Here is a 19,528-nt window from a genome sequence, read left to right as displayed (position 1 = left end):
CCCCTGTGCCGAGAATGGCCCAGGAACCCTTCATAAGTTTCTCCTAGCTGCCCTGACCAAGCCCGAGTGCCCAGAAATGAGGTTGAAACATGATACTTATTACTGCGGCGACAGGCCAGGTCGGAAGCGCAGCATTGAATGCCCTTGCTGGAGCTGACTCGGAAGTCCGCGCCCTCGTTCGCAACCCGTCTGTATTCGCAGCCCCGGAAGGCGTTCAGGTAGTGCAGGGCGACTTCGACGACGACATGTCGATTGCCAGCGCGCTCAAAGGGGTCACTGTCATGCTGCTCGCAGGCAGGGACAGCCCAAATTCTGTGTCCCAGCATCGCCGGATTTTGGCACAGGTTCAGCAGTCTGGAGTTCACCACGTCGTCAAGCTTTCAGCGATCGGCGCATCGCCAAAGTCCCCAGTGGCGTTGATGCGCGAACACTACGAAGTCGACGAAGAAGTCCGAAAGGGCCCAGCCGTCTGGACCTTCCTCAAGCCGCACCTCTACATGCAGAACTTGCTGCGTGCCGCCGATACGATCCGGCGCGAAGGAATGCTTGCTGCCCCAATGGGGGATAACAGGCCTCCGTTGATCGACACCCGTGACATCGGCGCGGTGGCGGCCACGGTCCTGCGCAACCCCGCTGCGCATGTCGGCAGGGAGTATACGCTGACCGGACCTGTCGCCGTGAGTTATAAGGAGGTGGCAAAAGCGCTTACCGCAGTTGCAGGTCGTGTAGTGACTTATGACCCAGTCGCACCTGAGGAATACGAAAACCGACTCCGTGCGGTAGGGATGCCTGATTGGCGTGCTTACGATCTGGCCCACATCGCATCAGCTTATGGGGTCAGCGAGAACGCAGTCTCGCCAGACATTGCAACGCTGCTCGGACGGCAGCCCAGATCGCTATCCGAGTTCCTTGAAGACCACCGGAAAGTCTATTCTGGCTGATCGGGTCCGAGTGCCCAGATTATGATAACGCCGGTCCTCGATGCCGCCTATCGAAAGGGTCGAAAGCGGCCTACTCACCAAACAGCGATTGCAAGATCGCGGCCACATCCGCCTAGCTGAGAGTTAGTTACGCAATCAGCCGCCACAGAATGAAGGTTGTGGCTATCGCGTCCGCCAGAAACGGGCTGTGCCGTCGTGCTTCCCAACCGAAAAATTCCCACCAAGTCAGGGAGGCTTTCCACCTCTGGAGGCCTTCTTTTTGCGCATTCTCGTATGCTTGGTCAGCCCGCCAACCATGCCGGAACCCTTGGTATTTTTGAAGTTAATGCAGCACGACATCAGGATGGTCTGGCACGGTTGAACCTTCGCAGGTTTCATCTGGCTCGGACGCCCGTCTGTCGGATAGTTTCGCTGGCCGCACGATGATACGGCCTGGCCCTTGTCCGGGCGCACTGGTTTGCTAAGCGCTGCCACGTCAACGGAGAGTTTTCATGGGCAGTCCAAAAGCAGCCGGCGTTCCGATCCTCGAAACGGAGCGGACCATCATGCGGGCACACCGGATCGATGATTTCGACGACTATGTCGTCATGTGGGCCAGTCCCGTCACCACCCGCTTCATCAGCGGCAAGCCGCGGACGCGTGAGGAAAGCTGGATGCGGTTCCTGCGGCACGCCGGCCTGTGGTCGCTGCTTGGCTATGGCTTCTGGGCGGTCGAAGACAAGGCCAGCGGCCGCTTCATTGGCGAGGCCGGTTTTCACGATCTGAAGCGCGATATCGTGCCGTCGCTCGAAGGCATTCCGGAAGCCGGCTGGGCGCTGGCGCCGCAAGCGCATGGCAAGGGTCTTGCGAGCGAAGTCGTCAAGCGCGCTCTGGCCTGGGGCGACGAAACCTTTGCCGGCGCCAGAACCGTCTGCATCATCGATCCGGAAAACACCGGCTCGCTGAACGTTGCGGCAAAGTGCGGCTACACCAAGGTACTGGAAACCACCTATCACGATGGGCCGACGATCCTGCTCGAACGGTTGGTGTGAAGCACTTCATCGATGCTATTCCACCGCTCTGCTAGGATTGGCCTTTCTGATCTAGTTACGCAATTCCGAACGCTCACACTTTTCCTGGAATTGCTCTTGGGGGAGCCAGACCAATGCGTGCGATCAATGCGATACTCCTGAAGCTTTTCTGGGCGGGGCTGCTGCTGTTTGCGGCCGTGCGGCTGGCGGGCGCCGATGCGACGGTGCCGACCGCCGACATAGAGGGTGCCGCCGACAATCATCTGGCCAAGCGCTACGAAGGATCGTTCATCGTCTCCTACGAAAAGTTCGCTTACACCGATTTCACCGTGCCGCTGTCGCCGCTGAAGCCGAGTGCCGATGCCGACGCGCACGACGCGATAAACAATCGCATCTATGCGCCGGACAAGAAAGCCGAGGTCGAAGGCGCCCTGACCCGCATCGCCTATGTGCTGCCGGCCGAGCGTTCGCCACTCGAAGTGCTGCGCAACTATCAGGATGTGATCGCGGCCGCCGGCGGCGAAGTGCTGTTCGACTGCAAGAAGGAAGAGTGCGGCGGCGCTGCCGACCGGTCGTCGAGCGGCGGCGGTGGCGACATGAGCCTGATGATGTATTTCTTCCACGAAAGCGACGTCAAGGACGCGGCCTTTTCCAACGGCGCCTGTGCGGTGACCACCGGCATCAACGACCAGCGCTTCTTCTCAGCCAAGGTGCCGCAGGATGGCGGCGACGCCTATGTCACGGTGCAGGCCTATTCGCTGATCGACGACCTCTACTGCAAGGAGCTCAACGGCCGCACCATCGCCGTCGTCCAGGTGCTGGAGCCCAAGGCGCGCGACAAGAAGATGGTGGTGGTTGAAGCGGCCAAGATGGCGGATTCGCTGTCGACCACCGGGTCGATCTCGCTCTACGGCATCTTCTTCGACACCGACAAGGCCGACATCAAGGCGGAATCGGAGCCGACGTTGAAGGAGATTTCGACGCTTTTGACCAACGAGCCGGGCATGGCGGTGATCGTGGTCGGCCACACCGACAATCAGGGCGCCTTCGACTACAATCTCGATCTGTCGTCGCGGCGGGCGCAAGCGGTGAGGGCAGCGCTGGTTTCGAAATACGGCATTGACGGCGGGCGACTGACAGCCGCCGGCGCCGGCATGATGGCGCCCGTCGCCAGCAACGATGACGAGACAGGCCGCGCCAAGAACCGCCGTGTGGTTCTGGTCAAGCTGAACTGAGGCTTGCCCCTACGGGGCCGGCCAGGCGCGCCGCCTGCTCGAGCATCGAGGCATCCTCGCCGAAAGCGCGGGTGGCGCGGGCGGCCGCTTCCAGCAAAGCCGGTGTCATGCGGCGCAGGAAGGCGGTATCGACGCGCGTCGATGGGCCGGCGAGGGTCAAGGCGCCAAGCAGAACACGGCCCGGTCCGAACACCGGGGCCGACACGCCCGCCGTCTCGGGGTCGCGGTCGCCGATCGACAGATAGTGGCAGGTTTGGCGGATGGTCTCGTAAGGCTCGCCCTGCTGGCCGGTAAACGCTGCCAGCACGCGGCCACCCGAGCCGGCGAGCAACGGCAGCAGGTCGCCTTCCCGGATGGTGTAGCGGATCGGATGCTTGGATTCGACGCGGTAGAGGCAGGTGCGGGCGTCGCCCGAGCGGACATAGAACGCCACGCTTTCCCAGCTGCGCTCGGCGAGATCGCGCATGATCGGCAACAGGATGTCGACCGCAACGACAGAGCGCTGGTAGAGCGCGCCAAGGCGGAAGGTGGCTGGTCCGATGCGGTAGCGGCCATCGTCGAGCCGCTCCAGCAACTGGCCGCGAAGCAGCGAGTTCGCCAGCCTCAATATGGTGCTCTTGTAGAGCCCGGTCCGCGCCGCGATTTCAGCCAGGCTGAGCGAGCGGTCGGCGGTCGCGAACGCGTCGAGAATGGCGATCGCGCGGTCGAGCGCGGCAACGCCATCGGCCTGCAACGGCTGGGATCGCGCTTCGGTCATCTCACGGACAGTTTCATTCCAGTTACTCGTTCGGACCAAGGCCGATCGAGACGATTGTGCCGCATGCAATGTGTTCTGTCTAGTAGAACGGCGTTCCTGTTGACAGAACGTACTGAAATCGGCATGAATTTTTGCCGAGCGGGTCTGTTTTCAGGCTACGTTTCTGGCAGGCACCGGAGGAGGTGTCGTGATTTGGAGGAATCCCATGCTGAACAGACGCAGATTTTTGATGAGCACCGCGGCCGCAGGCGCTGCCGGTTTCGTTGCAACGCATTTGACGCCCGCCTTCGCTCAGGATGCACCGCAGATCCAGATCTTCGTGCCGGCCGCGCCCGGTGGCGGCTGGGACCAGACAGGGCGCACCATCGACCAGGTGCTGCGCAGTGAAAAGCTGATCTCCGGCTCGCAGATCACCAATGTCGGCGGCGCCGGCGGTACGGTCGGCCTGCCGCAGTTCATCAGTCAGTGGAACGGCAAGGGCAATTCGCTGATGGTTGCCGGCATGGTCATGGTTGGCGCCATCATCGCCAACAAATCGGCCAACAACCTCTCCGAGGTCACGCCGATCGCCCGCCTCACCGGCGAGTTCGAGGCGCTGGTGGTGCCGGCGGATTCGCCGTTCAAGACGGCCGGCGATTTCGTTGCGGCGCTCAAGGCCGATCCGACCAAAGTGCCGGTGGCTGGCGGCTCGGCCGGCGGCTCCGACCACATTCTGTTCGGCCTGATCGCAAAGACGGTCGGGGTTCCGGCAACCAACCTCTCCTATGTGCCTTTCGCCGGTGGCGGCGAGGCGTTGTCGGCGCTGCTCGGCAACCAGGTTGCGGCCGGCATTTCCGGCTTCGGCGAGTTCTCCGAACAGATCAAGGCAGGCGCGCTCCGGCTGCTCGCCATCTCCGCCGACAAGCGCCAGGACGGCATCGACGCTCCGACGATGAAGGAAGCCGGCATCGATGTCGAATTGTTCAACTGGCGCGGCGTCTTTGCACCGCCCGGCGTCTCCGACGCCGACAAGGCGGCGATGGTCACGATGATCGAAACCATGGCCAAGAGCGACGCCTGGGCGACCGAGTGCAAGAACCGCAACTGGACGCCCATCCTCTTGACCGGCGACGACTATGCGAAATTCCTCGCCGACGACACCGCACGCATCACCGCGATCCTTAAGGACCTCGGCCTCGCCTAACACTCCAAGAGCGGTTCACCGTTTCACGGAAACGGCGATCCGCTCTAACTTTGTTTTGGCGCAATTCCCAAGGGAAAGCGCTACGCGCTTTTCCCGGGAAAACCGCTTCGCACTTTTCCTGGAATTGCTCTGGGGGCGGCCTCTCCAAGGAGGCTTGGGCCGCTCCTTCCGACTTTCACCTGCCGCATGGACATATGATGCGGTGGGAGTGAAACTGCGGATGCGGCCGGCGGGAGGATGCCGGCCATATTGGGAGGACATTGATGAGCAGCAGCGACCAGCAGCCGGCGCCCCCGCGCCTTGCCATGCCCGAATTGTTGATCGGCATCGGGCTTCTCGCCTGCGCCGGGGCCGTAGCCTGGCAGACCCTGGCGATCCCGGTGTCGCCGCTCTATTCGAAGGTCGGGCCGACCGTCTTTCCCTATATCACCATGACCGGCATGATCGTGCTTTCGATGCTGCTCATCCTCGCCGCGGTGCGCGGCGGCTGGCAGCCGCAGGAGGAAAAGGAAACACCGACCGACTGGAAGGCGATGGGCATCGTCGTTGCCGGGCTAGTGGCAAATCTGGTGCTGATCCAGCCGCTCGGCTTCACCGCCGCCTCCGTCATCATGTTCGTGCTCGTCTGTTACGGCTTCGGCAGCAAGCACACGCTGCGCGATGCGCTGACCGGCCTGATCCTGGCGTTGGCCGCCTATTTCGGCTTTGCCCGGGCGCTCGGCGTCAACATCGGCGCCGGCTTCATCGAAAACCAGCTGAACACGGTGATCGACGCGATCATCGCCACGTTGAGAGGCTGACGCCATGGAAACGCTCGGTCATCTCGGTCACGGATTTTCCGTCGCTTTCTCGCCAATGAACCTGTTGTGGTGCCTGGTCGGCACCACGCTCGGCACCGCCATCGGCGTGCTGCCCGGGCTAGGGCCGGCACTGACCATCGCGCTGTTGTTGCCGATCACCTATCAGGTGGCGCCGGAAGCCTCCTTCATCCTGTTCGCTGGTATCTATTACGGCGCCATGTATGGCGGCTCGACGACGTCGATCCTGCTCAACACGCCCGGTGAAAGCGCCACCATTGTCACCGCTCTGGAGGGCAACAGGATGGCCCGCTCGGGCCGCGGCGGCGCGGCACTGGCGACGTCGGCGATCGGCTCGTTCGTTGCCGGCACCATCGGCACGATGGGCGTCGCCTTCCTGGCGCCGGTGGTGGTGAAGTTCGCGCTGGCCTTCGGGCCAGCCGAATATTTCTCGCTGATGGTGCTCGCCTTCATCACGGTCTCGGCAGTGCTTGGCTCGTCGTCGGTGCGCGGCCTCACCAGCCTGTTCATCGGCTTCGTCATCGGCATGATCGGCGTCGACCTGCAGACCGGCCAGCCGCGCTTCACCTTCGGCACGAACGAGCTGCTCGACGGTGTCGATGTCATCATTGCCGCGGTCGGCCTGTTTGCCGTCGGCGAGACGCTCTACATGGCCTCGCGCCGCTATGCCGGCAAGGACGAGATCGTGCCGCTCAAGGGCTCGCTCTACATGACGGCGGCCGAATGGGGGCGCTCGTGGAAGCCATGGCTGCGCGGCGCTTTCATCGGCTTCCCGATCGGCGCCATGCCGGCCGGTGGCGCCGAGATCCCGACCTTCCTGTCCTATGCCATCGAAAAGAAGCTGTCGAAGCACAAGGAGGAGTTTGGCACGGTCGGCGCCATCGAGGGCGTCGCCGGTCCCGAAGCCGCCAACAATGCCTCGGCCGCCGGCGTGCTGGTGCCGATGCTCACGCTTGGCCTGCCGACCTCGGCAACGGCGGCGATCATGCTGTCGGCCTTCCAGAGCTACGGCATCAATCCCGGGCCGCTGCTGTTGACGACGCAGGCCGATCTGGTCTGGGGCCTGATCGCTAGCCTGTTCATCGCCAACGTCATTCTGGTCATCCTCAACCTGCCGCTGATCGGACTGTGGGTGCGGCTGCTGAAAATCCCGGCGCCGCAACTTTATGCCGGCATCCTGGTGTTTGCGACCGTCGGCACCTACGGCATCTCGCAATCACCGATCGACCTCGTCATCCTCTATCTCCTGGGGGCCGCCGGCTTCCTGATGCGGCGCTTCGATTTCCCGACCGCGCCTGTCATCATCGGCATGATCCTGGGGCCGCTCGCCGAAACCCAGTTCCGCCGGGCGATGACGATCTCGAATGGCGATTGGTCGGTGTTCTACACCCACAAGCTGTCGCTGACACTGCTGACGCTCGCCTTCATTGGCCTCGCCGGCCCGCATATCTGGGCCTTCATCGAGCACCGGCGCCGGCGTGGACCGGAACATGTGCCGGGCGATGCCTGAGCGACCTGGAGCATCATGACCGATCTGCTTGCCGGCATCCGCGTGCTCGACCTGACCAATGTGTTGGCCGGGCCGTATTGCGCCTACCAGCTGGCGCTGCTCGGCGCTGACGTGATCAAGGTGGAGGCGCCGCGAGGCGGCGACCTGGCACGTCAGCTCGGCGCCTCGCCGAAACTTAACCAGGCCGGCATGGGTGCCTCGTTCCTGGCGCAGAACGCCGGCAAACGATCGGTGGTGCTCGATCTGAAGAAAGAGGCCGATCGCGAGCGTTTCCTCGATCTGGTTGCCTCGGCCGACGCGCTGGTCGAGAATTTTCGTCCCGGCGTGATGGAGCGACTGGGTCTTGGCTATGAAGCGCTGAAGGCGGTTCGTCCCGGTCTCGTTTATTGCGCCATATCGGGTTTCGGCCAGACCGGGCCGATGCGCGACAATCCAGCTTACGACCAGATCATCCAGGGGCTTTCCGGCATCATGAGCATCACCGGCACGCCGGAGACGGCGCCGCTGCGGGTCGGCTACCCGGTTGCCGATACGCTGGGCGGGCTGGTCGGGGCCTTCGCCATTGCCGCCGCGCTGGTGAAGCAGAAGACATCGGGCGAGGGCGCGTTTCTGGATGTCTCGATGCTCGAATGCACACTGTCGGCGTTGGGCTGGCCGGTGTCCAACTATCTGACCGCCGGTGTCGAACCGAAGCCGATGGGCAATGAGAACATGACGGCCGCGCCCTCCGGTGCGTTCCGCACCGGCGACGGTCTGCTCAACATCGCGGCCAACAAGCAGGAGCAGTTCGTCACGCTGTGCCAGCTGATCGGCCAGCCGGAGTTGGCGTCGGATTCGCGCTTTGCCGAACGCGAGACCCGCAAGCAGAACCGCGCAGCGCTGAAGGTGCTGATCGAGGCAGCGCTCGCGAGCGCCTCGGCTGTTGCCTGGGAGGAAAAATTCAACCGCGCCGGCGTGCCGGCAGGAAGGGTGCTGACGATCCCGCAGGTGCTGGAGGAGCGCCAGGTGACCGAGCGCGACATGACCACGCGGTTCCAGGGTCTGCCCGGCATGGAGCAGCCGCTGACCGTCGTGCGCGGCGGCTTCATGGTCGATGGCGCGGCACCCTTGCCGGTCCTGCCGCCGCCTGTGCTCGGCGAGCATATGGACGAGGTTTTTTCCGACTTGCCGCCGCGCGCCAGGAGAAGCGCGTGAGCGAGGGGGAGAAAAAGACCGGCCGCGAGCGCGGCGAGGAATGGTGGCAGACCGGCATCATCGAGATGAGCCCCGGCATCATCCGGCTGCGCGGCTATGAAATCCAGGATCTGATCGGCCGCGTCAGCTTTCCGGCCGTCATCTGGCTGATGCTGCGCGGCGAATTGCCCAGCGAGCAGCAGGCGGCGCTGCTCGGCATTGCGCTGGGGGCGGCCGTCGATCACGGACCGCAGGCGCCGTCGATCGCCATTGCCCGTATGGCCATCACCTGCGGCGTCGGCATCAACAGCGCCATGGCTTCGGCCGTCAACGTGCTGGGCGACGTGCATGGCGGCGCCGGCGAACAGGCGCTGTCCTTCTACGGCGACATCGCCGTGGCGCTCGACCAGGGCGCTGCGCTCGGCGAAGCGGTCTCGGCGCGGCTCGATCGCTTCTTCGCCGAGGAGAAAGGCTATGTGCCGGGCTTTGGCCATCGCTTCCATCCGATCGATCCGCGCGCGCCGCGGCTGATCGAGGTGACCCGCGATTTTGCCGCGCGCGGCGTCGTCGGAGGGCGCTTCGCCGACATCGCCGAGGCCGTCGAGGCGGAGGTCGCACGGCGTAAGGGCAAGAAGATACCGCTCAACATCGATGGCGCCACCGCGGTCATCTATGGCGAGCTCGGCTTTCCACCGCCGCTGACGCGCGGCCTGTTCGTGCTGTCGCGTTCGGTGGGCATCCTGGCGCATGCCTGGGAACAGTCGCAGCAGAGCGACCGCAACAAGGGGCCGCTGCCGCGCGAATGGCTGTGGGCCTATACCGGCACGCCCGTGCGGCCATTTCCTGCTGAAGGTGACGAGGGCAAGTGAGGCTCAGGCCGGGTCTGATGCCGTGGGCAAAGGCGTCGCCAGATTTGCCATCAGCGTCGAAAGATCGGGCTCGTCGATGAGCAATGCCGCGTCTCGCGGCTTGAGCCAGGCGCGCTGGCGGCTTTTGGCTTCCTGCCAATTGGCCAGTTCCTCGGACACTTCCAGGAGGTAGACGACGACGTCGACGCGGACGAAATTGTTTTCCAGCCGTTTCCAGTAGGAATAGCTGCCGGCCGGCTGCCTGCGTGTCTTGCCGAGCACGCCGGCTTCTTCGCGCGCTTCGATCGTGGCGGCCTTGCGCCCGCTCTTGCCCTTCATCGGCCAGCCCTTGGGCACGATAAAGCGCTTCGTCGTGCGCGACGTCACCAGCATCACTTCGAAATTGCCATGTTCATTCAGGCGAAAGGGTATGGCGGCGACCTGGCGAATGCGTTCGCCTCGCCTTGCCTTGCGCACCGCCTTTTTCTTCGTCGTCGCCATTTGCTGAAACCCGGTCGGCGGGCGCACCGCCGCACGCCGCCTGCAAACCCCAAAAATGCCCGCGAGGGCAATGAGGCATTTTATTAGATAAGTCGACTAAGTAAATCGCAAGCGACCGATATCAACGGCAAACGCGCACAATCTGATTGTTGACGATCTGAATCGGGCAGCTTTGCCTGACGACCGGCACTTCAGGGCGCGGTTGCGGCACGATCTGGCGGTCCTGGTCGCGGTATTGCTGCTGCTGCTGCTGGAACTGCTGGCGTTGAAAGCTGTTGCGCAACTGCTGCAACTGGTTCTGCTGGATCAGCCGGTTGGAATTGGGATTAACGGACTGCGCCGCAGCAGATTGCATGATGCCGGGCAGCGTCGCCGCCGCCAGCACTGCTGACATCAGAATTGTCGATAAGCGAAGCGTCGACATCCGTTCATTCCCGTACAGACATAACCTTCCCTATATAGGGCGTTCGTCCCGATCTGCCATGGGCCGCCGAAATCAGCAGAACCAGGAGCGGAAGCGACCTGCCCGCCCTTGACAGAAAAGATCGATTGAACGCTCTATCGGGCGCGGACCTTGATCTCGATGGCGGCTGGCTCGAGGCAGAATCGGGAGCATATTGATGAAAAGCAGGCAAGTATATTTCGCAGCGCTACTGGGCAGTGTCTGTATTCTTGGCCCGGCGGCGGTCGCCGCGCGGACCAAGACCGACAAGGCAGCACCTGCGGCCGCTGCTGCCGGTCCGACGCTGCCCGGCGGCGCGTCTGCGCTGTCCGAAACCCATGGCGACTGGACGGTCAATTGCCAGATCACGGGCACGATGAAGGCGTGCAGCCTGTCGCATCAGCAGTTCAACAAGCAATCCAACCAGCGCCTGCTGGCGATCGAGCTGTCGAGCAAGAGCGGCGAGGATGCTGCCGGAACGCTGGCGCTGCCGTTCGGCCTGGCGCTGGCCAAGGGCGTCAGCCTGACCATCGACGATCAGAAGCTGGATGGCAGCCTGCCGTTCAACACCTGTCAGGCCGTCGGCTGCCTGGTGCCGGTGGCATTCGACGCCAGTGTCACGCCGCTGCTCAAGGCCGGCACCACGCTGAAGATCGACGCCTTCGCCGCCGACACCGGGCAAGCGGTGAGCTTTACCATCCCGCTCAACGGCTTTGGCGGCGCGCTGGCCCGAACCGCGGAATTATCGGCGGACTAGTTTTGGGCGCCAGCACTCCAACGCTCGTCATCCTGGGGCGAAGCAAGGAGCGAAGCGACGCGGCGCAGACCCCAGGATCCATGCCGTGACACATGAGCGCCGCAGCGGTGCAGAATTCTTCTCCGCTGCGATCCTCTGCCTGGGCAGCGGCATGGATCCTAGGGTTTCCGCGACGTCGCTTCGCGACTGCTCCACCCTAGGATGACGAAGCTGAGGGGCCTCGGCCAACCACCACGGCTTGCGCCTACCTGCTACTACTCAACCTCGCGCAGCCGATACCCCACGCCGGTCTCGGTGGTGATGTAGCGCGGCTGGTCGGGTGACTTTTCGATCTTCTGCCGGAGCTGCCGGACATAGACCCTGAGATACTGCACGTCGGTCGAATCGCCCCACACCTGCTTCAACAGGAAATGGTGGGTGAGAACCTTGCCGGCGTGCTGCACCAGGATGCGCAATATGTCGTACTCCTTCGGCGAGAGCTTGATCTCCTTGCCCTCGACCTTGACGATGCGCTTGACCAGGTCGACGCTGAGATCGCCGGTCTGAAACACCGGCTTTTCGCCCCGCTGCTGGAATTTGTGGCGCAGCGCGACGCGGATGCGGGCGACCAGCTCGTTCATGCCGAAGGGCTTGGTGATGTAGTCGTCGGCGCCCAGTTCGAGTGCCGCGACAATGCCGGCCTCGTCGGTGCGGCTGGACAGGATGACCACGGGGACGTCGAGCCCGTCGTCGCGCCATTTGCGCAAGAGGTCGAGGCCGCCCATGCCGGGCAGGCCGAGATCGAGCAGGATCAGATCCGGCTTTTCCGTATCGACGATCTCGATCGCGGCCCTGGCGTTGGGCGCCTCGCTGACCGCATAGCCCTGACTGCCGAGGCCGACGCGCAGCAGCTTGCGGATCGGCGGTTCGTCATCGACCACCAATATGCTGACGTTGGAATTTGTCATGCCGGATCACCAGATGTTTGTTCGTCCGCCCCTGACACACCCATGCCGGATGTTTCAGCCGGCCTCGGCATCCGGATGGTGAAGACGGCACCCGGGCGGTCGCTGCGGTTCGCCGCCGTGATCGTGCCGCCCATCGCCTCGATGAAGCTGCGGCAGATCGACAGGCCGAGCCCGGTACCGGCCTGGACCTGGTCGCGCTTTCGCACCCGGTAGAAGCTGTCGAAGATCCGCTCCAGGTCGGCAGGCGGAATGCCCGGTCCCTCATCCATGACCTGCAGCACGACGGAGCCATTGTCGACCCAGCCCTGCAGCCGGATCGTCGACCCCGGCGGCGCGTATTTCGCGGCGTTGTCGAGCAGATTGAATAGCACTTGCTCGAACAGGACGGGATCGAGTTTCAGCATCGGCAGGTCGGCTGGAATATCGACCTCGGTCTTGTGCCCGGCGACGATCTTGCGCGCCCGCTGCAAGGCCGAGCCGATGATATCGCCGACATAGTGGAGAGCGAAATTCGGCTCCATGGCGCCGGATTCGATCTTGGTCATGTCGAGCAGGTTGGCGATGAAGCGGTTCAGCCGTTCCGATTCGTCGAGCACGGTGGTCAGCAGCTCCGCCCGATCCTGTTCAGGCAATGCCGGGGCGTATTCCCGCAGCGTTCCGGCCGCACCCATGATGGCTGCCAGCGGCGTCTTCAAATCATGCGAGATTGAGGTCAGCAGCGCCGAGCGCAAACGGTCGGCTTCGGCCGCCAGCTTGGCGCGGTCGACGTCCGCGACCAGCTGGATGCGCTCGATGGCGACTGCCGCCTGATCGGCCAGCGCGTCGAGCAGGCGCTGCTGTTCCGGCGTCAGCAGCGGCCCTTGCTTGTCGTTGTCGAGACCGACGACGCCGATGGCCGTGCGGCCCGTCCGCAAGGGCAGATAGAGGCGCTTGGCGCCGGGCAGCGTATCGGCACCACGGCCGGCGGCACGGTTGTGCTCCCAGGCCCAGCGGGCGGCGGCGATGTCGGCTTCGGCCAGCGTGTCGTCGGGGGGATAACCGGCCTTGACGGTGATCGTGCCGTCTTCCGGCAGAAGCAGCACCACGCGCAGCTTCAGCATCGAGGCGATCTGGAAGGCTGTAGCCCACAGCACGTCGTCGAGCGTGCCGGCGCCGGCGAGCTTCTTTGAAAAGAGGTAGATGTCCTCCGTCGCTCGGGCGCGTGAGCGGGCAGCGACCGCCTGGCGCTGCATGCGCGCCGTCAGATTGCTGGCGATGACGGCAACGACGAGGAAGACGGCGAGCGCCACGATGCTTTCCGGATCCCGGATCGTCAGCGTGTAGCGCGGTTCGAGGAAAAAATAGTTGAAGGCAAGGGCGCTGGCCACACAGGCATACAAAGCCGGCCACAGACCGCCGGCCACCGCCGATGTCAGCACGCCGATGAGAAAGATGATCGCGAGATTCCGAACGTCGAGAAACTGGTCGAGCAGCGCGGCGAACCCGAGCGAGCCGGCAACGAAGGCCGTGGCCTTGAGATAGGGCCAGACATCGAACTGCCATTGCTCATCCGCCGTCTTGACGTTCCTCGAGGCCGGCTCGTTGCCCCGGTCGGTTCCCGAAATGACGTGGACGCTGATGTCGCCGGCATTGCGGATGAGATCGTAGGTGAGCGAACCCTCGATCAGTTCGCGCCAGCGCGAGCGGGTCGGCCTGCCGACGACGATGTGGGTGAAGTTGTTGGCCGTCGCATGGCGCACGATGTCCTGGGCAACGTTCTGGCCCGGTATGGTCATCACCTCGGCGCCGAGTTGCTCGGCAAGGCGCAGCAGTGTCGCCAGCCGGTCCTTGTTTTCCTCGGACATGGCGGCCGAGCGCGGCGTGTCGACATGCAGCGCCGTCCAGGGCGCGCGCAGCCGGTCGGCCAGCCGGCGCGCATAGCGGATGCGGGCGGCGCCGCCCGGACGCGCGTCGACGCAGACGAGCACCCTTTCGCCCGCCGCCCAAGGGCCCTGGATGGCATGTGACTGCATGTGGTTGAGCAGCTGCTCGTCAACGCGCTGGGCGGTGCGGCGCAGTGCCAGTTCGCGAAGCGCCGTCAGATTGCCGGGCGAGAAATAGTTCTCGACCGCGCGTTGAGCAGTGTTGGGGAAATAGACCTTGCCTTCCTTCAACCGCTTGATCAGGTCGTCGGGCGTGAGGTCGATGATCTCGATGTCGTCGGCCTGGTCGATGATCGAGTCGGGAACCGTCTCGCGCACCCTGACGCGGGTGATCTGCGCCACGACGTCGTTCAGGCTTTCGACATGCTGGATGTTGAGCGTGGTGTAGACGTCGATGCCGCGCGTGAGGAGTTCCTGGACATCGAGATAGCGCTTGGGGTGGCGGCTGCCGGGCGCGTTGGTGTGGGCAAGTTCGTCGACGAGCACCAGTGCCGGACGGCGGGCCAGGATGGCGTCGATGTCCATCTCGTCCAGCGCGCGGTCCTTGTAGCTGACCTTCTGGCGCGGGATGACCTCGTAACCTTCGACCAGCGCCAGGGTTTCCTTGCGGCCGTGGGTTTCGACGATGCCGATCACCACGTCGACGCCGTCCGCCAGCCTGGCGCGGCCGGCCATCAGCATCTCGTAGGTCTTGCCGACGCCGGGTGCGGCGCCCAGGAATATCCGCAGACGGCCGCGCTCTTCCCGTTCCGCATGCTCAAGCAGCGCGTCCGGAGAGGGTCTGTTATCGGTGGTTCTGTCGTCCGGCATCAGGCTCGATCATGAACGGCGCCGGGGGTGGTGTCGATCCCCGGCGTCAGCTTCAAAAGACTGTCTCTCATTGCTTGGTATCGTCCAGCGCCAGGTTGAGCGCCAGCACATTCACCACCGGCTCGCCCAGGAAGCCGAGTTCGCGGCCTTCGACATGGCTGTCGACAAGCGCCTTGACCTTGGCTTCGTCAAAGCCCCTGGCCTTGGCCACCCTGGCCACCTGGAAATAGGCGGCGTCCGGGCTGATGTCGGGGTCGAGGCCGCTGCCGGAGGTCGTCACCAGATCCATCGGCACCGGCTGGTTCGGGTTCTCCACCTTCAGCTTTTCGGCATCGGCCTTGATGCGGTCGACCAGCTTGGGATTGGTCGGGCCGAGATTGGAGCCGCTCGAGGCGGCGGCGTTGTAGCCGTCGCCGGCGGCCGAAGGGCGGCCATGGAAATATTTGTCGCCGGCAAAGCCCTGGCCGATCAGTTCGGAGCCGATGACCTTGCCGTCCTTCTCGATCAGGCTGCCATTGGCCTGGCGCGGAAACAGCGCCTGGGCGATGCCGGTCATCCCCAAGGGGTAGATCAGGCCGGTCAGCACAGTGAAAAAGACGATCATAATGATCGCGGGTCGTATCTGGGTAAGCATGGATTTCTTCCTTAAGCGAGGCCGAGGCCGGTGACGATCATGTCGATCGCCTTGATGCCGACGAAGGGAACGATGATGCCGCCGAGGCCGTAGACGAGAAGGTTGCGGCTGAGCAGGGCGCCGGCGCCGATGGCCCGGTATTTGACGCCCTTCAGCGACAGCGGGATCAGCGCGATGATGATCAGCGCGTTGAAGATGATGGCCGACAGGATGGCGCTCTGCGGCGTTGCCAGATGCATGATGTTGAGCGCCTGCAGCGGGCCGGTGGTATGCCCCGGCGCGACGTAGAAGACGGCAAACATGGCCGGGATGATGGCGAAGTATTTGGCGACGTCGTTGGCGATCGAGAAGGTCGTCAGCGAGCCGCGCGTCATCAACAGCGCCTTGCCGATCTCGACGATCTCGATCAGCTTGGTCGGATCGCTGTCGAGGTCGACCATGTTGCCGGCCTCACGGGCGGCAACCGTGCCGGTGTTCATGGCGACGCCGACATCGGCCTGGGCGAGCGCCGGGGCATCGTTGGTGCCGTCGCCGCACATGGCGACCAGCTTGCCCTTGGCCTGTTCGTCGCGGATCAGCTTCAGCTTGTCCTCGGGCGTTGCCTGGGCGAGGAAGTCGTCGACGCCGGCTTCCGCCGCGATCGCCGCCGCCGTCATCGGATTGTCGCCGGTGATCATGACGGTGCGGATGCCCATCTTGCGCAGTTCGGCAAAGCGCTCGCGAATGCCGCCCTTGACGATGTCCTTGAGGTGGACAACGCCGAGCAGGCGGCCGTCACGCTCGACCGCCAGCGGTGTGCCGCCCGACTTGGCGATCTCGTCGGCGATCGCCTGCAGGTCGCGGACAGTGTCGACGCCGGGGCGCGTGCTATGAGTGGCCGATGTCGACTGGTTGACATAGGCGAGAACCGAATCGACCGCGCCCTTGCGCACCGACGAGCCGTCGATGTCGACGCCGCTCATGCGGGTCTGCGCGGCGAAGGGCACGAAAGTAGCATGCAAGGTCGCCATGTCGCGGGCCCGTATGCCGTATTTCTCCTTGGCCAGCACGACGATCGAGCGTCCCTCCGGCGTTTCGTCGGCGAGCGAAGCGAGCTGCGCCGCATCGGCCAGTTCCTGCTCGGTGACACCTTTGACCGGGCGGAACTCGGTGGCCTGGCGGTTGCCGAGCGTGATGGTGCCGGTCTTGTCGAGCAAGAGCGTGTCGACGTCGCCCGCGGCTTCCACGGCACGTCCCGACATGGCCAGCACGTTGAAGCGCACCAGGCGGTCCATGCCGGCAATGCCGATGGCCGACAGCAGGGCGCCGATGGTGGTCGGGATCAAGGTGACGAACAGCGCGACCAGCACCGTCACCGAGATATAGCCGCCGGAATAGGAGGCAAAGCTCGGGATCGTCGCGGTGGCGAGCACGAAGATCAGCGTCATGCCGACGAGCAGGATGTTGAGCGCGATTTCGTTTGGCGTTTTCTGGCGGGCAGCGCCTTCGACCAGCGAGATCATGCGGTCGAGGAAGGTGTGGCCGGAAGCGGCTGATATGCGCACGCGGATCCAGTCGGACAGAACCTGCGTGCCGCCGGTTACCGCCGAACGGTCGCCGCCGGATTCGCGGATGACGGGTGCCGACTCGCCAGTGATCGCCGCCTCGTTGACCGAGGCCACGCCTTCGATCACCTCGCCGTCGGAGGGGATGATGTCGCCGGCTTCGACCAGCACGATGTCGCCGACCTTCAGGCTGGTCCCGGGCACTAGCTTGAACTTCGAGCGATCCTCGCCGGACAAAAGCTTGGCCTGGGTCTCGGTGCGCGCCTTGCGCAGCGAGTCGGCCTGTGCCTTGCCGCGGCCTTCGGCGACAGCCTCGGCGAAGTTGGCGAACAGCACGGTGAACCACAGCCAGATGATGATCTGCAGTGTGAAGCCGAAATCGCCGCCGCCGGTGAAGCGGTCCCTGACGAACAGGACCGTGGTCAGAGCTGAGACGATGGCGACGACGAACATCACGGGGTTCTTGATCAGGGTGCGCGGGTCGAGTTTCCTGAAGGCGCCGCCGATGGCGGGCCACAGGATGCGGGCATCCATGATGACCGCGGATTTGGACTGGCTCATTTGGTGGCTCCAGTATCTGAACTGTTGGCCGGCATCGATCGATCGGATGCCGAGAAAGGCGGCCCATAGGCCAGCAGCCAGATCACGATCATGACTGCCGCGAGGCCGAGGAAGGTGGACACGCTGGGGAAGGGAGGAGGAGTTTCCTCCCCCTCGGTGCCGGCTCGCGGCCGGCCCTTCCTGCGCTTTCGGTTGAACCATGACATGGCCGTTTTCTCAGAAGGTCTGCCCGTTGATGGCAGCCAGGTGCTCGACGATCGGTCCGATCGCCAGTGCCGGGAAGAAGGTCAGGCCGACGACGATCAGGATGACGCCGACGAGCAGGCCGACGAACAACGGACCATCGGTCGGGAAGGTGCCGGCCGAGGCCGGAACGGTCTTCTTCGCCACCAGCGAGCCGGCAATGGCAAGTGCGGGAATGATCACCAGGAAGCGGCCCATCAGCATGGTGATGCCAAGCGTGATGTTGTACCAGGGCGTGTTGCCGGAAAGGCCGCCAAAGGCCGAGCCGTTGTTGGCCGCCGCCGAGGTGTAGGCATAGAGAACCTCGGAGAAGCCGTGCGGACCGCCATTGGCCATCGAGACCACGGCGCTTGGCAGCACGACGGCGATGGCGGTGAAGGTCAGCATCGCCAGCGGCAGGCAGAGGATGGCGAGCATTGCCATCTTGACCTCCTTGGCCTCGATCTTCTTGCCGAGATATTCGGGCGTGCGGCCGACCATCAGGCCGGCAACGAAGACAGCGACGACGATGAACATCATGATGCCGTAGAAGCCGGCGCCGACACCGCCGACGATGACCTCGCCGAGCTGCATGTTGACCATCGGGATCAAGCCGCCAAGGGCCGTGAAGCTATCATGCATGGCGTTGACGGCGCCGCACGAGGCAGCCGTGGTGATGACCGCGAACAGTGCCGAGGCGGTAATGCCGAAGCGGGTCTCCTTGCCTTCCATGTTGCCGCCGTCGATGCCGAGCGCGTGAACCAGCGGATTGCCGGCGGCTTCGGCCCAGTAGCAGATGGCGACGCCGGCGATGAACAGCACACCCATCGTGGCCAGGATCGCCCAGCCCTGACGCTGGTTGCCGACCATGCGGCCGAAAACGTTGGTGAGTGAAGCACCGAGCGCGAAGATCGTCACCATCTGGATCAGATTGGAGATCGCGTCGGGATTTTCGAACGGATGCGCGGCATTGACGTTGAAGAAGCCGCCGCCATTGGTGCCGAGCATCTTGATGGCGACCTGCGAAGCGACAGGGCCGAGCGCCAGCGTCTGTTTGGCGCCTTCCAGCGTGGTGGCATCGACGTAAGGCCCGAGCGTCTGCGGCATGCCGAGCCAGACATAGACCAGCGTCAGCACTATGCAGAGCGGCAGCAGGATGTAGAGCGTGCAGCGGGTCATATCTACCCAGAAATTGCCGATCGATTTTGCCGAGGCGCGGGCAAAGCCGCGGATCAGCGCCACCGCAATGGCGATGCCGACGGCCGCCGACATGAAGTTCTGCACGGTGAGGCCGGCCATCTGCACGAGATAGGACATCGTGCTTTCGCCGCCGTAATTCTGCCAGTTGGTGTTGGTGACGAAGCTGACGGCGGTGTTGAAGGCGAGACTGGGCTCGACCGCCGTCATACCAGCCGGATTGTAAGGCAGCACGGCTTGCAGGCGCTGCAGAAAATACAGCACCAGGAAGGAGGCCAAGCTGAAGAAGATGATGCCTGCCGCGTAGGTCGTCCAGTGCTGCTCCTCGCGTTCACTGGTTCCCGAAATGCGATAAAGGCCACGCTCGACCGGGCCAAGTATCGGCGACAGGAACGTGCGATCGCCGTTGAAGACGCGGTACATGTAGCCGCCGAGCGGTTTCACCAGCAAAACGACGATCCCGCAATAGACGAGGATCTGTATCCATCCGTTGAGTGTCATGAGAATAGCTTTCCG

Annotated in this window: 18 protein-coding genes; 9 read left to right on the top strand and 9 right to left on the bottom strand. The window is 63.9% G+C overall.

Features of this window, described 5'->3' with window-relative positions; all coding sequences use genetic code 11:
* Nucleotides 1-89 precede the first annotated feature (89 nt).
* From H0241_RS20295 to H0241_RS20285, 3 genes are all read left to right on the top strand, one after another.
* Nucleotides 90-941: an SDR family oxidoreductase gene (locus tag H0241_RS20295; RefSeq protein WP_181059489.1), complete on the top strand. Its 852-nt coding sequence runs from the start codon at nt 90-92 to the stop codon at nt 939-941.
* Between the two features lie 491 nt (nt 942-1,432).
* The gene (locus H0241_RS20290; RefSeq protein ID WP_181059487.1) at nt 1,433-1,972 is read left to right on the top strand and encodes a GNAT family N-acetyltransferase; all 540 of its coding nucleotides are present in this window, start codon (nt 1,433-1,435) and stop codon (nt 1,970-1,972) included.
* A gap of 113 nt (nt 1,973-2,085) precedes the next feature.
* Complete coding sequence (locus tag H0241_RS20285) at nt 2,086-3,186, top strand: OmpA family protein (protein ID WP_181059485.1); 1,101 nt, start codon at nt 2,086-2,088, stop codon at nt 3,184-3,186.
* On the opposite strand, the gene H0241_RS20280 is transcribed toward H0241_RS20285, so the two are convergent.
* Nucleotides 3,173-3,943, bottom strand: a complete 771-nt coding sequence (locus H0241_RS20280) for an IclR family transcriptional regulator (protein WP_181059483.1) — start codon at nt 3,941-3,943, stop codon at nt 3,173-3,175. The two genes, H0241_RS20285 and H0241_RS20280, sit on opposite strands and share 14 nt — an antisense overlap.
* Nucleotides 3,944-4,148: 205 nt before the next feature.
* On the opposite strand from H0241_RS20280, the gene H0241_RS20275 reads away from it, so the two are divergent.
* The 5 genes from H0241_RS20275 (at nt 4,149) to H0241_RS20255 (ending at nt 9,496) form a co-directional block, all read left to right on the top strand.
* Nucleotides 4,149-5,126 carry a Bug family tripartite tricarboxylate transporter substrate binding protein gene (locus H0241_RS20275; RefSeq protein WP_181059481.1) on the top strand — a complete coding sequence of 326 codons (978 nt, stop codon included), beginning with the start codon at nt 4,149-4,151 and terminating at the stop codon, nt 5,124-5,126.
* A 263-nt stretch (nt 5,127-5,389) separates the two neighbouring features.
* Nucleotides 5,390-5,926 carry a tripartite tricarboxylate transporter TctB family protein gene (locus tag H0241_RS20270; RefSeq protein WP_181059479.1) on the top strand — a complete coding sequence of 179 codons (537 nt, stop codon included), beginning with the start codon at nt 5,390-5,392 and terminating at the stop codon, nt 5,924-5,926.
* A 4-nt stretch (nt 5,927-5,930) separates the two neighbouring features.
* Nucleotides 5,931-7,454: a tripartite tricarboxylate transporter permease gene (locus H0241_RS20265; protein ID WP_181059477.1), complete on the top strand. Its 1,524-nt coding sequence runs from the start codon at nt 5,931-5,933 to the stop codon at nt 7,452-7,454.
* Between the two features lie 15 nt (nt 7,455-7,469).
* Nucleotides 7,470-8,648: a CaiB/BaiF CoA transferase family protein gene (locus H0241_RS20260; RefSeq protein ID WP_181059475.1), complete on the top strand. Its 1,179-nt coding sequence runs from the start codon at nt 7,470-7,472 to the stop codon at nt 8,646-8,648.
* The gene (locus H0241_RS20255) at nt 8,645-9,496 is read left to right on the top strand and encodes a citryl-CoA lyase (RefSeq protein WP_181059473.1); all 852 of its coding nucleotides are present in this window, start codon (nt 8,645-8,647) and stop codon (nt 9,494-9,496) included. The genes H0241_RS20260 and H0241_RS20255 overlap by 4 nt, the downstream gene beginning before the upstream one ends.
* 3 nt (nt 9,497-9,499) lie before the next feature.
* Here H0241_RS20255 and H0241_RS20250 read toward each other — a convergent pair whose 3' ends face one another.
* Nucleotides 9,500-9,976, bottom strand: a complete 477-nt coding sequence (locus tag H0241_RS20250) for an NUDIX hydrolase (protein WP_181059471.1) — start codon at nt 9,974-9,976, stop codon at nt 9,500-9,502.
* Between the two features lie 121 nt (nt 9,977-10,097).
* Nucleotides 10,098-10,400 carry a hypothetical protein gene (locus H0241_RS20245; RefSeq protein WP_235984382.1) on the bottom strand — a complete coding sequence of 101 codons (303 nt, stop codon included), beginning with the start codon at nt 10,398-10,400 and terminating at the stop codon, nt 10,098-10,100.
* A gap of 196 nt (nt 10,401-10,596) precedes the next feature.
* On the opposite strand from H0241_RS20245, the gene H0241_RS20240 reads away from it, so the two are divergent.
* A complete protein-coding gene (locus H0241_RS20240) occupies nt 10,597-11,175 on the top strand; it encodes an invasion associated locus B family protein (protein WP_181059469.1) in 579 nt (192 codons plus the stop codon).
* Between the two features lie 254 nt (nt 11,176-11,429).
* On the opposite strand, the gene H0241_RS20235 is transcribed toward H0241_RS20240, so the two are convergent.
* The 6 genes from H0241_RS20235 to kdpA form a co-directional block, all read right to left on the bottom strand.
* Entirely contained in the window at nt 11,430-12,122 is a 693-nt protein-coding gene (locus tag H0241_RS20235) for a response regulator transcription factor (protein ID WP_181059467.1), read from the bottom strand.
* The gene (locus H0241_RS20230; protein WP_181059465.1) at nt 12,119-14,854 is read right to left on the bottom strand and encodes a sensor histidine kinase; all 2,736 of its coding nucleotides are present in this window, start codon (nt 14,852-14,854) and stop codon (nt 12,119-12,121) included. Before H0241_RS20230 ends, H0241_RS20235 begins: the two co-directional genes overlap by 4 nt.
* A gap of 67 nt (nt 14,855-14,921) precedes the next feature.
* Entirely contained in the window at nt 14,922-15,488 is a 567-nt protein-coding gene (gene kdpC, locus H0241_RS20225; protein ID WP_181059463.1) for a potassium-transporting ATPase subunit KdpC, read from the bottom strand.
* Between the two features lie 11 nt (nt 15,489-15,499).
* Nucleotides 15,500-17,593, bottom strand: coding sequence for a potassium-transporting ATPase subunit KdpB (gene kdpB / locus H0241_RS20220; protein WP_181059461.1), 2,094 nt, complete (start codon nt 17,591-17,593; stop codon nt 15,500-15,502).
* Complete coding sequence (locus tag H0241_RS35425; protein ID WP_210285007.1) at nt 17,590-17,799, bottom strand: hypothetical protein; 210 nt, start codon at nt 17,797-17,799, stop codon at nt 17,590-17,592. Before H0241_RS35425 ends, kdpB begins: the two co-directional genes overlap by 4 nt.
* Nucleotides 17,800-17,809: 10 nt before the next feature.
* The gene (kdpA, locus tag H0241_RS20215) at nt 17,810-19,513 is read right to left on the bottom strand and encodes a potassium-transporting ATPase subunit KdpA (RefSeq protein WP_181059459.1); all 1,704 of its coding nucleotides are present in this window, start codon (nt 19,511-19,513) and stop codon (nt 17,810-17,812) included.
* Nucleotides 19,514-19,528 lie beyond the last annotated feature (15 nt).

The sequence above is a fragment of the Mesorhizobium neociceri genome, assembly GCF_013520985.1.
GTDB lineage: Bacteria > Pseudomonadota > Alphaproteobacteria > Rhizobiales > Rhizobiaceae > Mesorhizobium > Mesorhizobium neociceri.
Note: the sequence above shows the minus strand (reverse complement) of the source record. Positions and strands in the feature narration are given on the sequence as shown.

Bases quoted from the DNA above. Each gene is read 5' to 3' on its own strand.
- H0241_RS20295 (WP_181059489.1), top strand. From the start codon at position 90: ATGATACTTATTACTGCGGCGACAGGCCAGGTCGGAAGCGCAGCATTG.
- H0241_RS20290 (WP_181059487.1), top strand. From the start codon at position 1,433: ATGGGCAGTCCAAAAGCAGCCGGCGTTCCGATCCTCGAAACGGAGCGG.
- H0241_RS20285 (WP_181059485.1), top strand. From the start codon at position 2,086: ATGCGTGCGATCAATGCGATACTCCTGAAGCTTTTCTGGGCGGGGCTG.
- H0241_RS20280 (WP_181059483.1), bottom strand. From the start codon at position 3,943: ATGACCGAAGCGCGATCCCAGCCGTTGCAGGCCGATGGCGTTGCCGCG.
- H0241_RS20275 (WP_181059481.1), top strand. From the start codon at position 4,149: ATGCTGAACAGACGCAGATTTTTGATGAGCACCGCGGCCGCAGGCGCT.
- H0241_RS20270 (WP_181059479.1), top strand. From the start codon at position 5,390: ATGAGCAGCAGCGACCAGCAGCCGGCGCCCCCGCGCCTTGCCATGCCC.
- H0241_RS20265 (WP_181059477.1), top strand. From the start codon at position 5,931: ATGGAAACGCTCGGTCATCTCGGTCACGGATTTTCCGTCGCTTTCTCG.
- H0241_RS20260 (WP_181059475.1), top strand. From the start codon at position 7,470: ATGACCGATCTGCTTGCCGGCATCCGCGTGCTCGACCTGACCAATGTG.
- H0241_RS20250 (WP_181059471.1), bottom strand. From the start codon at position 9,976: ATGGCGACGACGAAGAAAAAGGCGGTGCGCAAGGCAAGGCGAGGCGAA.
- H0241_RS20245 (WP_235984382.1), bottom strand. From the start codon at position 10,400: ATGTCGACGCTTCGCTTATCGACAATTCTGATGTCAGCAGTGCTGGCG.
- H0241_RS20240 (WP_181059469.1), top strand. From the start codon at position 10,597: ATGAAAAGCAGGCAAGTATATTTCGCAGCGCTACTGGGCAGTGTCTGT.
- H0241_RS20235 (WP_181059467.1), bottom strand. From the start codon at position 12,122: ATGACAAATTCCAACGTCAGCATATTGGTGGTCGATGACGAACCGCCG.
- H0241_RS20230 (WP_181059465.1), bottom strand. From the start codon at position 14,854: ATGCCGGACGACAGAACCACCGATAACAGACCCTCTCCGGACGCGCTG.
- kdpC (WP_181059463.1), bottom strand. From the start codon at position 15,488: ATGCTTACCCAGATACGACCCGCGATCATTATGATCGTCTTTTTCACT.
- kdpB (WP_181059461.1), bottom strand. From the start codon at position 17,593: ATGAGCCAGTCCAAATCCGCGGTCATCATGGATGCCCGCATCCTGTGG.
- H0241_RS35425 (WP_210285007.1), bottom strand. From the start codon at position 17,799: ATGTCATGGTTCAACCGAAAGCGCAGGAAGGGCCGGCCGCGAGCCGGC.
- kdpA (WP_181059459.1), bottom strand. From the start codon at position 19,513: ATGACACTCAACGGATGGATACAGATCCTCGTCTATTGCGGGATCGTC.